10 protein-coding genes are annotated in these 12,988 nt (G+C 62.8%); 3 read left to right on the forward strand and 7 right to left on the reverse strand.

Going from position 1 to position 12,988, the window contains the following annotated elements:
* Positions 1 to 6 precede the first annotated feature (6 nt).
* The gene (locus GW587_RS19975) at positions 7 to 609 is read right to left on the reverse strand and encodes a response regulator transcription factor (RefSeq protein ID WP_229259561.1); all 603 of its coding nucleotides are present in this window, start codon (positions 607 to 609) and stop codon (positions 7 to 9) included.
* Positions 596 to 2,212, reverse strand: a complete 1,617-nt coding sequence (locus GW587_RS19980; protein WP_166106360.1) for an ATP-binding protein — start codon at positions 2,210 to 2,212, stop codon at positions 596 to 598. Before GW587_RS19980 ends, GW587_RS19975 begins: the two co-directional genes overlap by 14 nt.
* Before the next feature lie 232 nt (positions 2,213 to 2,444).
* Here GW587_RS19980 and GW587_RS19985 point away from each other — a divergent pair, with 232 nt between their 5' ends.
* Complete coding sequence (locus tag GW587_RS19985) at positions 2,445 to 3,413, forward strand: VirK/YbjX family protein (RefSeq protein WP_166106361.1); 969 nt, start codon at positions 2,445 to 2,447, stop codon at positions 3,411 to 3,413.
* A gap of 41 nt (positions 3,414 to 3,454) precedes the next feature.
* The gene (locus GW587_RS19990) at positions 3,455 to 3,688 is read left to right on the forward strand and encodes a DUF6139 family protein (RefSeq protein ID WP_166106362.1); all 234 of its coding nucleotides are present in this window, start codon (positions 3,455 to 3,457) and stop codon (positions 3,686 to 3,688) included.
* On the opposite strand, the gene dnaE is transcribed toward GW587_RS19990, so the two are convergent.
* Together dnaE and GW587_RS20000 are read right to left on the reverse strand one after the other, a co-directional pair.
* Positions 3,685 to 7,227 carry a DNA polymerase III subunit alpha gene (gene dnaE, locus GW587_RS19995; protein ID WP_166106363.1) on the reverse strand — a complete coding sequence of 1,181 codons (3,543 nt, stop codon included), beginning with the start codon at positions 7,225 to 7,227 and terminating at the stop codon, positions 3,685 to 3,687. The genes GW587_RS19990 and dnaE overlap by 4 nt on opposite strands.
* 79 nt (positions 7,228 to 7,306) lie before the next feature.
* A complete protein-coding gene (locus tag GW587_RS20000; RefSeq protein WP_166106364.1) occupies positions 7,307 to 8,941 on the reverse strand; it encodes a tetratricopeptide repeat protein in 1,635 nt (544 codons plus the stop codon).
* A gap of 111 nt (positions 8,942 to 9,052) precedes the next feature.
* Here GW587_RS20000 and GW587_RS20005 point away from each other — a divergent pair, with 111 nt between their 5' ends.
* The gene (locus GW587_RS20005) at positions 9,053 to 9,946 is read left to right on the forward strand and encodes a sulfurtransferase (RefSeq protein WP_166106365.1); all 894 of its coding nucleotides are present in this window, start codon (positions 9,053 to 9,055) and stop codon (positions 9,944 to 9,946) included.
* A 12-nt stretch (positions 9,947 to 9,958) separates the two neighbouring features.
* On the opposite strand, the gene GW587_RS20010 is transcribed toward GW587_RS20005, so the two are convergent.
* The 3 genes from GW587_RS20010 to GW587_RS20020 form a co-directional block, all read right to left on the reverse strand.
* Complete coding sequence (locus GW587_RS20010) at positions 9,959 to 10,162, reverse strand: DUF6447 family protein (protein ID WP_166106366.1); 204 nt, start codon at positions 10,160 to 10,162, stop codon at positions 9,959 to 9,961.
* A gap of 65 nt (positions 10,163 to 10,227) precedes the next feature.
* Entirely contained in the window at positions 10,228 to 11,772 is a 1,545-nt protein-coding gene (locus GW587_RS20015) for a class I SAM-dependent methyltransferase (protein ID WP_166106367.1), read from the reverse strand.
* Positions 11,773 to 11,844: 72 nt separating this feature from the next.
* Positions 11,845 to 12,936, reverse strand: a complete 1,092-nt coding sequence (locus GW587_RS20020) for an acyltransferase family protein (protein ID WP_166106368.1) — start codon at positions 12,934 to 12,936, stop codon at positions 11,845 to 11,847.
* Positions 12,937 to 12,988: the final 52 nt, after the last annotated feature.

Here is a 12,988-nt window from a genome sequence, read left to right on the forward strand (position 1 = left end):
CCCGCCTTATTGCATGCTGATGCGCACCAGGTCGGCGACGTTGTCGACCCCCAGCTTGCTCATCAGCCGCGCCTTGTGCACCTCCACCGTGCGCACGCTGATGCCCAGCGCCGGCCCGATCTCGCGGTTGTGCCGGCCCACCACCACCAACTGCATCACCTCGCGCTCGCGCGGCGTCAGCTCGGCCAGCAGGCCGGCGCTGCGGTTGCGGCGCTGCTGCTCGCTGTAGTCGCTGCGCGCGCGCGACAAGGCTTCGTCGATGGCGCCGATCAGCTTGACGTCGTCGAACGGCTTTTCCAGGAAGTCCACCGCGTCCGCCTTGAACGCCGCCCGCGCCGTGCCGACGTCGCCGTGGCCGCTCATGACGATCACCGGGATGCGGCAGCCGCGCTCGCCCAGCTCGCGCTGCAAGGTCAGCCCGTCCATGCCGGACATGCGGATGTCGACCAGCAGGCAGCCGCTCCACGCCGGCTGCCAGCCCTGCAGGAAGGCCTCGCCGCTGGAGAACACGGCGGTGCGGTAGCCGCGGATGCCCAGCAACAGGCCCAGCGCGTCGCGCACGGCGGGATCGTCGTCGACGATGAATACGGTCAAATCATGCTGCAACATAGTTCTCCTGCCCCTCGAAGCGCGCCAGCGGCAACGCCATTCTGAAAATTCCGTGATCGCCCACCTCGGCCCAGAGCGAGCCGCCGTGCGCTTCCATAATCGCCCGGCTCAGCACCAGGCCCAGTCCCAATCCGCTCGCCTTGGACGAGACGAACGGTTCGAACAAGCGCGCCGCCAGCGCCTCCGACACGCCCTTGCCGCTGTCCTCGACGCTCAGTTGCAGGCAGCCGCCCCGGCCCTGCTTGCCGCGCCGCTTGCTGTCGAGCAGCTGCGCCGACAGCGTGATGCGGCGCGCGCCGGCCGGCTGCTCCTGCACCGCGTCCAGCGCGTTGGCCAGCAGGTTGCGCAGCACCAGCTCGATCTGCAGCCGGTCGGCCAGCATCGCCAGCGGCGGCATGTCCTCGACCTTCAGCTCCACCCCGTGCTCGCGCAGCTGGCTGAAAAACTGCTGGCTGATGCCCGACACCAGCTGCCCGGCGTCGACCGGCTCCAGCTTCATCGCGCCGGTGCGGAAGAAATCGCGCAGCCGCCGCACCACCTCCGCCGCCCGGCCCGACTCGGCGATCATGCGTTGCACCGCGCTCTTCAGCATCTCGCCGCCCTCGCCGCGCTCGACCAGGTACTCGCAGGCCTTGCCGTAGGCGCCCAGCGCCGTCAGCGGCTGGTTCAGCTCGTGCGCCAGCGCGGCCGCCATCTCGCCGGCCGCCGCCAGCCGCAGCGACTGCTTCAGGTCGCCGGCCACCCGGCGCAGCTCGTCGACCACGATGCCGATTGAAAAGCCGACCAGCGCCAGCACCGCGTCCAGCATCTGCAGTTCCGGCACCGCGATGTCGACCGCGTGGTTCCACTTGACCAGCGCGCCGATGCCGGCCTGCAGCACGAACACCATCAGCGCCGTGCCGTACAGTCCTTGCCGCGACGCGGCCCAGATCACCGGCAGGAACAGGAAGTAGAAATGCTTGAATTCCGAGGTGGCGATCGAGCCGAACACCAGCGTCAGCACGCAGATCGCCAGCCCCAGGTAGCCCAGCGTCTCCAGCCGCCACACCGTGGTGCGCAAGCGTTGCCGGCCGCGCGCGCTGGCCAGCATCCAGATCAGCGGCATCGACACCACCACGCCCACCATGTCGCCGATGCCGAAGCGCAGCACCACCGCGCCCCACTGCCCGGCCGGGATCAGCCCCGCCAGCGACAGCAGCGACATGTACACCACGTCGTTGAGCAGCGTGCCGGCGGCGACGATGCCGACCCATTGGAACAGCTGTGCCCGGTTGTCGAAGACGCCGTCGACGCCGAAGCGGCGCCGCAGCAGCGCGCCGGTCAGGCCGTAGCCGACCGTCAGCCACAGCGACAACAGCACGCTCAGCCCCGGCCCGGCCGGCATGCCGCGCACCAGCATCTCGCCGGCGCACAGCGCCACGAACCACGGCCCGGCGGCGCGCCAGCCGTAGCGCAGCCAGAACACCAGCCCCAGCGACGGATCGGGATTCCACGGCGTGATGTTCAGCCCGTACAGCGGATCGATATACGTCGCCCAGTCGAACAGCAGGTACAGCGCGACGAAGGCGGGAAACACCAGATAACGGGGCGGAGATAAGGACATACGGTTCGTTTTGTATCGTTATGTATCATTATGCATTGCCTGAATACATCGCGCATTTCTTTTTACCACTAGGGGCAACCCTTATGCCTGCACTATCTCCTCTATACAACAGTGGCGAATTCCGGCCCGCGATTATTAGGGGAAAAGCGTAAGCCTTTACCCCAATTTACATTACGTTACATGGACCTTAACATCGCGACTTGCCTGATGGGCACAACTCGGAAAGTTCACGATGTCGCAGTTAATCACCATACGCTCCGGCGCGGCGGGTTTCGCCGGCCTGAAACGGGTACGCGAAACGCTCAAGCTGACGCTGCGCTCGCGGCTGCACGGCCGCGCCACCGACAGCTGGCTGCAACTGCTGAACTCCCATCCGCTGTTCGCCGACCTGGCCAAGGCCAGTCCGCGCCTGATCTACAAGATTTACCGTCCCTACCTGAGCAACACCATGAGCTGCGCCCAGCGGGTGCAATTGCTGCGCGAGCACTATCGCCACGTCTTCAGCCTCGGCCTGGGGCCGCTGACGGTGCGCGCCGCGCGCGGCCCGGTGCCGCTCGGCGCCATCGACGGCAAGAACGGCCTGTGCTACCAGCTGCAGCTGCGCGCCATCGAGCCGATGGAGCGGGAAGGCGAACTGGTGCTGCAACTGCTGCAGGGCGGCGAGCTGGTGTACAGCTGCGCGTTTTCCTTCTTCGGCGGCGAGCAGGGCATGGTGCTGGGGGTCGGCTGCATGCAAGGTCCGCGCGGCGAACGCGGCCTGCAACTGATCAAGGACGCCACCCGCGAGCTGCACGGCCTGCGGCCGAAGAACCTGATGATCAAGCTGCTGAGCCGGATCGCCCACGACCACGGCTGCGTGCAGCTGCGCCTGGTCGGCAACGCCAACCGCGCGGTGTGCGGCGCGACGCGCCAGGGCAAGGTGCACGCGGACTACGACGCGCTGTGGCAGGAGATGGACGCGCAGCCGCGCGCCGACGGCGATTACCAGCTGGCGTGTGGCCCGATCGCCGCGCCGGACCTGGAGGTGATCGCGTCGAAGAAGCGTTCCGAGGCGCGCAAGCGGCACGAGACGCTGAGCGCGGTGTCGGACGCCATCGCCGCCGCGCTGCACGCGCCGCATTTCGCGGCGGTGCCGGGGCTGGCGGAACAGCCGTACCAAGACGTGCAGGAGTCGGCCGGCGAGCAGTACGCGCTCGGATAGCAAAATCCGCTACCATGGTCTTTTCGTTCAAGGAGAGTGCCATGCGTGTGGATATTTACTACCGAGATGAAGCGAAGGGCAAGCACAGCTATCTGGCCGTGCCCGAAGGTAAACCCATCCCAGAAGAAGCCACCAACACCGACTGGCATCCCGAAGCCCAGAAGGTGGAAGTCGACGACGACAGCGACGATCTGCCGCGCTATCACATCGTGCACCCGCTGGAACAGATCGGCGCCAAGGGTTACGCCATCACCGGCGTGAACGAACAGCTTTAATATTCGACCGCGATGTCCCTGGCGCCCAGTTGCTGGAGCGCCAGTGTCAGCTCATCCGACGGCGCCACGCGCCACGCCTCGCCCAGCTGCACGGTGCAGCCGACGCCCTGCGGCGTGATGCGCGCCGACACCGGCAGCCCGTCCGCATGACGGTGCGGCATCAACACCTCCGCCATCTTGCGCGCGTCGACCGTGGTCGGCAGCGCCAGCCCGAACTGCTTGCCGTAGCTGACCCGCGCGGCGGTGATGTCGAACACCTTCTCGGCCGAGATCCGCAAGCCGCCCGAGAAGCGATCCTCGGACACCTTGCCGACCACGGCCAGGAACTCGTCCTCCTTGAACATCTTCTTGTTCTCTTCGAACACCTCGGAATACACGGTCACCTCGACCACGGCGGTCTTGTCGTCCAGCGTGACGATCAGGATCTTGCCGCGTTGCGTCATCTGCGGCCGGATGCCGGTGATTACGCCGCACAGCATGCGCGGATCGCGCGACGGCTCCAGGTCGGACAGCTTGGTGCGGGCGAAGCGGCGCGCCTCCGGCGCATACGAATCGAACATGTGGCCCGACAGATAAAAGCCCAGCGCGATCTTTTCCTCGGCCAGCTTCTGCCGGTCGGTGAAGATCGGCGCCTTGACGTACTCCGGCGGCGCCACCAGATCGGAATCGTCGCCGCCGAACAGGCTGACCTGGTTGGCTGCCTTGGCTTCCTGGTCGGCGCACTCCATCGCGAAGCTGACCGAGGCCAGCAGAATGGCGCGGTCGATGTCGAGGCAATCGAAGGCGCCCGAGCGGATCAGCGATTCGATGGTGCGGCGGTTGATCTGCTTCTTGTCGACCCGCTTGCAGAAATCGAACAGGCTGACGAACGGCCCGCCGGCGGTGCGCGCGGCGATGATCGCCTCGATCGCGTTCTGGCCCGACCCCTTGACGGCGCCCAGGCCGTAACGGATCTGCATCACCTTCTTGTTGGTGACCGACGGCGGCGGGCCGTCCGGCGTGAAGCGGTAGTCGGACTTGTTGATGTCCGGCGGCAGGATGGTCAGGCCGCAGATGTCGATCGCGTCCTCGACCAGGATCTTGACCTTCTCGGTGTCGTCCATCGCCAGCGACATATTCGCCGCCATGAACGCGGCCGGATGGTGCGCCTTCAGGTAGGCGGTGTGGTACGACAGCAGCGCGTAGGCGGCGGCGTGCGACTTGTTGAAGCCGTAGCCGGCGAACTTTTCCATCAAGTCGAAAATCTCGTCGGCCTTCTGCGCGGTCAGGCCGTCCTTGGCGGCGCCGGCGCGGAAGATCTCGCGGTGCTCCGCCATCTCCTCGGCCTTCTTCTTACCCATCGCGCGGCGCAGCATGTCGGCGCCGCCCAGCGAGTAGCCGCCGACGATCTGCGCCATCTGCATCACCTGCTCCTGATACACCATGATGCCGTAGGTTTCGGACAGAATGGACTCGGTGCGCGGATCGGGATAGTCGAATTTTTCGCCGTGCTTGCGCTTGCAGAAGTCCGGGATCAGGTCCATCGGGCCCGGACGGTACAGCGCCACCAGCGCGATGATGTCCTCGAAGCGGTCGGGACGCGCATCCTTCAACATGCCCTGCATGCCGCGCGACTCCAGCTGGAACACGGCCACGGTCTTGGCCTTGGTCAGCAGCTCGTACGAAGGGCGGTCGTTCAGCGGCAGGCGCGCCAGGTCGAACTCGGACTCCTTCGGATCGAGCGCCTTGATGTAGCGCACCGCGCGGTCGAGGATGGTCAGGGTCGTCAGACCCAAAAAGTCGAACTTGACCAGGCCCACGGCCTCGACGTCGTCCTTGTCGTACTGCGACACCACGCCGCCGTCGCCGCCCTGCGTGTACAGCGGGCAGAAGTCGGTCAGCTTGCCCGGCGCGATCAACACGCCGCCGGCGTGCATGCCGATGTTACGGGTGATGCCTTCGACCTGCTGCGCCAGGTCGAGCAGCTGGCTGACTTCCTCCTCGTTCTGCTGGCGCTCCTTGAGCATCGGCTCTTCCTCGATCGCCTCGGCGATCGAGACCGGCTTGCCCGGCTTGAACGGAATCAGCTTCGACACGCCGTCGCAGAAGTTGTAGCCGAAGTCCATGACCCGGCCGACGTCGCGGATCGCGCCCTTGGCCGCCATGGTACCGAAGGTGGCGATCTGCGAGACCGCCTCCTTGCCGTACAAATCCTTGACGTGCTGGATGACGCGGTCGCGCCCTTCCTGGCAAAAGTCGATATCGAAGTCGGGCATCGAGACGCGTTCGGGATTGAGGAAGCGCTCGAACAGCAGGTTGTACTTCAGCGGATCCAGGTCGGTGATCAGCAGCGAATACGCCACCAGCGAACCCGCGCCCGAGCCCCGGCCCGGACCGACCGGCACGCCGTTCTCTTTCGCCCACTGGATGAACTCGGCCACGATCAGGAAGTAGCCGGGGAACTTCATGTTGCAGATGGTGTCGGTCTCGAACTTCAGCCGCGCCTCGTAGCGCGGGCGTTCCTTCTCGCGCTTCTCCTCGTTCGGATACAGCTCGATCAGGCGCTTCTCCAGGCCGGCCTTGGACTCGGCCACCAGGAATTCATCGATGGTCATGCCGGGCGGCGTCGGGAAGTTCGGCAGTTGCGGTTTGCCCAGCACCAGCGTCAGGTTGCAGCGCTTGGCGATCTCCACCGAGTTTTGCAGCGCGGCCGGCAGGTCATGGAACAGCTCGCGCATCTCCTGCTGCGACATGAAGCGCATCTGCTCGTTGAAGCGGCGCACGCGCTTGTTATTGGCCAGCATCTCGCCTTCGGCGATACAGGTGCGGGCTTCGTGCGCGATGAATTCGTCGGGCGAGATGAACTGCACCGGATGGGTCGCCACCACGGGCAGGCCCAGCTTGGCGGCCAGCGCCACCGCGTGACGCACCTGGGCTTCCTGGTTGGCCTGGCCGGCGCGCTGGATCTCGATGTAGAAATGGCCGGGGAATATCTTCGACCACTTCTCCGCGTTCTTTTCCGCCAGCGCCGGATTGCCGTTCTCGATCGCGATGCCGACGTCGCCGAAGTGGGCGCCGGACAGCGCGATCAGGCCGTTGGCCGGATTATCGTCGGGCAGCAGCGCGTAGGATTTCTGGGTCAGCTCGGCCAGCCACTCGGTGCGGATCTCGGCGCGGCCCTTGTATTGGTTGGTCAGCCAGGCGGTCGACAGCAGCTCGCACAGCTGCAGGTAGCCCATGCGGTTTTTCGCGAACAGCATCAGGCGCGACGGCTTGTCGCGGTTGTCGTCGTTGGTGATCCAGACATCGACGCCGACCACGGGCTTGATGCCCTTGCCGCGCGCGGACTTGTAGAACTTGACCATGCCGAACATATTGGACAGATCGGTGACCGCCAGCGCGGCCTGCTTGTCCTTGGCGGCGGCGCCGATCAGATCGTCGATGCGGACCAGGCCGTCGACGATCGAATACTCCGAGTGCACCCGCAGATGGACGAAGGCCGGACCCGCAGGGACCACGGCGCCGGCCGCCACTTCTTGTTCGTTTGCTACCATGTTCATACGCTGCTCGTTGCTGGTTCAATATCCGGCTATTTTACCGTGCATGAGCTCAAGCCGAGGAATCTGATTCGTCACGCGATCATTTGCCGGGCGTGAGAGCGGCGATGCCGCTGCTGGCCGCGACCAGCGCCGCGCGGCGGGGTTCGTCGGCGTGCGGGGCGATGCTCAGTAGTTGTTGGAAATAAGCCCGCGCCGTCGCGGCGTCGCCCGCGCGCTGCGCCGCCCGCGCCGCGCCGTACACCGACCAGAAGCGGTTGGGCTGCTTGGCCAGCGTCGCCTTGAACTGCGCCAGCGCTTGCCCCGGCTGCGACATCTCCAGCAACAGCTCGCCCAGCATCTCCCGCGCCGGCACGAACGGCCCCGGCGTGATCGACGCCAGCTCCGTCACGTCCTCCATCGCCGCCGCCCGGCTCAGCATCGCCACCGCCTGCGCGTTGTCGCCCTCCGCGACCGCCAGCTGCGCCGCCACCTCCTGCCGCTGGATCTCGGCCTGGTCGGCCCAGTAACCGTCCTTGGCCGCCGTCAAGCGATCGCGGATCGCCGCCAGCCCGGCCACCGACTGCCGCGCCAGCGCCACATTGTTCAGATGCGCCGCGCCCAGGCCCCGGGTGAACACCGTGATCGCGTCGGCGAACGGAAACGGGCTGGCGCGCGGCACCAGCGCCATCGCCGCCGCCCAGTCGCGCTGCTCAAGACAGTAGCGCGCCGGAATCGCAGCGTTGGCGAAGAACGCCGCCGAAGCCGGCGCCGCCCCGCTCGCATTGGCCGGATCGAAACGCTTGAACGTCTCGGCCGAAGCCAGCACCAGCTTGCGCGCCGCGTCGTCCTGCGCGGTCTGCAAATAGGCGTAGACCATGTAGTCGCTGGCATGCAGCTCGTCCGCCGGCTGACCGGCCTTGCGCGCCGCCGTCGCCGAGGCCATATTGGTGTCGATCGACGCCTGCCAGTCGCCGATGCGGGTGAAGGTGTGCGACGGCATGTGCAGGGCGTGCGGCGTCGACGGCGCGATGCCGCCATAGCGATGCGCCGCCTCCGCCGCGCGCGCCGCCAATTCCGGCTCGTCGTAAGCGTGGATGATGTAGTGCGCCAGGCCAGGATGATCGGGATATTTGACGAACAACGCCTCCAGCATCGCGCCGGCCTGCAGCTGCTTGGCGTAGGTCTTGTCGGCCGGATCGGCGGCCGCCGCCAGCGCCAGCGCGTCGAAGATGCGCGCTTCGACATCGTCCGGATAATCGCTGCGCACCTTGGCCATCGCCGCTTCATAGGCGTTCATGCGGGTCGCCTGCGCGATGCGCGCGCTGTCCACATACAGATGCGCCACCGCATCGAGATAAGCCCGCTCCCGCGCCGTCGCCGGCGGCTTGGCCCGCCCCGCCTCGACCGCCTTCAGGCCCTGCGCCAGCTGGCCGGGCGACCTGAATCCCGCGAACGGATTGCTCCAGCTGCTCAGCGCGATGCCCCAATAGGCGATCGTACAATCGGCGTCGCGCCCGAGGACGCCGCGAAACCCCTCGATCGCCGGACCGAACTGGAACGAGTGCATCAACGCCACCGCGCGATTGAAGTCGGCCCGCACGGCGGGCTGGCACGAGGTGCCGAAGTCGACCGTACCGAGCGCCTCGGCCGCATGGTGATGCTCCTGCCGCGCGGCGGCATCGAAGGGCGCGGCAAGCATCATCAAACACCCCGCAGCGGCGGCGATTCTACGCATGGCGACACTCCCTTGGCGACCGATAGTTGTCGATATTATCACACGGCGCCGCGCGCGGTGGCGGCATTCGCGCGTATAATGTCGGCTTTCCCGTTTTGATCCCACTCCATCATGCACGCTAATACTGCTTTACAAGCTGAAGCGCATGCCGCCGCCATCGCCGCCGCAGCTGCCGCTCACGTCAACATCGCCGCCTACAAATTCATCACCTTCGACAACACCGAAGAGATGCGTTCGCTGTACCAGGACATCTGCAAGCGCCTCGACCTGAAGGGCACCATCCTGCTGACGCCGGAAGGGATCAATATGTTCCTGTCCGGCCCGCGCGCGAAGATCGACGAGTTCCTGGCCTGGGTGCGCGCCGACGTCCGCTTCGCCGACCTGGAAGTGAAGGAAAGCTATTCCGCCGAGCAGTCGCACAAGCGCATGCTGGTCAAGATCAAAAAAGAAATCATCACCATGCGCATGCCGCTGATCAAGCCGGAGGAAGGCCGCGCGCCGTTCGTCGACGCCGTCACGCTCAAGCGCTGGCTCGACAACGGCGTCGACGACGCCGGCAAGCCGGTGGTGATGGTCGACACCCGCAACGATTTCGAGGTCGACGTCGGCACCTTCGACAACACCGTCGACTACCGCATCGCCAAGTTCACCGAATTCCCGCAAGTGATCGCCGAGCACAAGGCCGACTTCGACGGCAAGACCGTGGTCACCTTCTGCACCGGCGGCATCCGCTGCGAAAAGGCCGCGATCCACATGCAGAACATCGGCTATGAAAACGTCTACCAGCTCGAAGGCGGCATCCTCAAGTATTTCGAGGAAGTCGGCGGCGCGCACTACACCGGCGACTGCTTCGTGTTCGACTACCGCACCGCGCTCAATCCGAAACTGGAACCGACCGAGACCGTGCAATGCTTCGTCTGCCGCGCCGTGGTCACCCCGCGCCAGCAACTGGCGCCGGAATACGTGTACGAGAAATCCTGCCCGCATTGCTACGGCAAAGAGTAACCTCAGGCGTGGTCACTGCGGCGCGCGCGGCACCAACTGCTGCAGCGCCGCCTGGTAGGCGTTGCGCGCGGTCTGGTACACGGCCAGCTTGGCGTTTAGCTCAACGATCTGCGCATCGACAAATTGCAGATTGGTCACCTGGCCCTGCGCTTCCGCGCTCAGCTCGCTCACCTTGTAGCTGATCCCGTCCACCGTGACTTCCAGCTCTTCATTCATTATCGCGCCCTCAAAAATATCAGCGCAGATTATATAAAGCTAACAACCTCGACGCCAGTAGTCTATTACAGCATCTTTAGCTGTTTCCAGACAGGTAGTTTGTCGCGCAATATAGCTTCGACACGCGGACGCAATTCAGTAAGGTTCTCTGCCTCGTCGTCGAGCGCGACACCGTCCCGCATCATTCGACGCCCCAAAGCACTGACATGCTGCCATACTTGCCGCGTAAAATCGTCAAGCGTCACGGTACCTTTTGTTTGCGATAGCAAGCCGAAGGCAACTCGCTCAAAGAGATCTGCAAGGACGCCGTTTCCTGTCAAGGGCGAACACAATACTTGATACTCGTCGCTATAGCGTACCTGTTTGACCAGTGCCGCATTCATCTTCTGCGTGACGGCTGGTTCAGCCTTCCCTACGCCGGTCAGATATGTCATCGCTTGACCGCTGGATGTCAGCAAGACCGCTACCTGTATTAGGTTGACTACACTCTGTCCTTTCAAGCTCGGCAATGACAACAGCTCTCCCACAAAATGCGGGCGCACGGCCAAGGCGTCGCAAACTGCGGCGTATACTTCAGACATGCCGTTGAAGGTACCGATCGCGGTTTTCATCTCAAACTTGACCTCGCTACGTGGCACGGTCAACGCAACACCGACCTGTGCCAGCACCTCGGCATGGCGTACCGGACTCATTTTACGCAAGCCACGCACGAATACGTCCTTGCGGAAGCCCGTGTTCAGGATATAGTCCTTCAGCGTTTCTTGCATGACAGAATCTGGGAAAGTCTCCATTACCGCTTTTCGAGCTGGCGACAAATACAAAGCGGGATAAGCCATCGGGAGTAAAGCCGATCCTGCGAATTCCATTTTGGCCTGGGCAAAATCACGCGCCACATCGGCATGGTACAGAGGTTGCCAATGCTTGTGCATGTACTCATGCACAAGATAATTTCGACTGCCGGTTTTCAGTGTGTCAAGCCTAGGCTTGATTGAAGGGTTGTTCTCGACGTAACCCGATGATGCCTCGACCAAACGCTCGACAAACGCAGCAGCGCCGTCCATTTCCGCATTGCTCTTATTTGGGAAGGCGTCACCATACTCCACAAGCAAGCGCTGCAGCGGCTGTCCACTAGCCCAGCCCGGCATGGCATTGTAGCTGACGTATACGGCACCGCCAGGTTTCAGATAACGATTGACGAAGTCAATGATATGTTGGCGATTCTCGGCAGTGACCCAAGTGTAGATGCCGTGAAGAGTGATGTAATCGAACTGCGGAAGATCGCCGACTTTGCCCTTCGCTAGTTCTTCAAAACTATTTTCCAGTAATGTCAAGTTCTTGAGCTGAGCAGATGCAGCAAGTGCATTCGCGCCGGCAACGTGTGCAGGATTAAAATCCGCTGCGTAAAAACTGCCATTAGGATTGCTGGCGGCAAGCACGCTTGCAGTCAACCCCCGCCCGAATCCCAATTCAAAATACGTAAATGGCGTCCCAAGCGAGGGAGGTTCGTAGCCATTCAAGGCGCAAACCAAATTGATGTAGCCTGGGCCTTGCTCTGCGTAAAATCCTGCCGTGTATTCAATATCCGACGCGTATCCAGCGGTCCAGTCCATCTGCTCTCCTGGGTTAAGTTAAAAAAGGCGAGAGCAGTATGCCATTGTTTTAGCGAATCGGCAAAGCTAAGCCTAAGCATTCCGCGCCGCGCCGTAACGCCGTCGCATGTTTAAGAAAGGCTCTTCGACAACGTGGTAGCTAAGCGTTCCAAGCGCCCAAGTGGCTGCGTACAACATCACGCCGAACAGCAACGTGTCGAACAGTGGCTGCCCGCTAATGTGCAATGGTCCCACCGCGCGGAACATGAAATGAATAACGGCCATGTGGAGTAAGTAGAATGAAAAGCTGATCTTGCCCCCATGGCATAACATGCACTCTAGCCAAGCCGGCAAGAGACGGGGGAAGCTGACCCACGCAACAATCATGCAGGCCCACACTAAACTTTCCTGCATCGACCAGCTGATCCAGAATATTGACTTCGGCTGCACGTTGAATGGTGCGAGGTGCGCTTGCAAAGCGCTATTAGCGCAAGCCAGCATGAGCGCCAACGGCGCCAACCACAGGCTAAGTCGCCGCAGCAGTACTTGTCGCTGCTGATACAGCATCGCGGCAAGCATACCGATGATGAACTGGTCGAAACGTCCTACGAAGGTGCTGAAGTACATGATCGTACTATGTTCGTTTTCATTGTAAGAGACCAACTTGAAAAACATCATCAGGACTAGCAGTTTGAGTAGGTAACGTGGCCCTTGCTCAATGGCGAACCGACTTAAGAATGGAAACACAAGATAAAACAGGAACTCGAGCGAGATGCACCATGCTGCGCCCGTGACCACGCTAACGCTGGTAGGAGAACTGCCTAGATTAGTCGCGAGTAGATAAAAAATGTCTTGGCCTTGGAATTTATCCCGTCCGATGGATGTCGCTAGTAAAAATATCGTGAAAAACAATGGCACAATTCGTAACGTGCGATTGCGAACAAAATCACGGTACTCCAATTGTCCGTGGGCCAACGCGATCTGCATAAACAGAAACCCCGACAACGTAAAGAAAAGTCCGACTCCCGTATGCCCTTCTGTAATGATACCAGCCCAAACACTATCGAATGCAGCACCGCCGGCACCACAATACTCGACATAAAAATGGTAAAGGAAGACGATGGTCGCAGCCAACCAACGTAATTGGTCAATGCGAGGGTTGTACGGCAAATTCAACGATCGCATGCATTTCTTCCGAGGTAACAACGTGGGGGTCAGCAAAGCGCGTGCTTTATAA

This window comes from Duganella aceris (genome assembly GCF_011090165.1).
Classification (GTDB): Bacteria; Pseudomonadota; Gammaproteobacteria; order Burkholderiales; family Burkholderiaceae_D; genus Rugamonas; species Rugamonas aceris.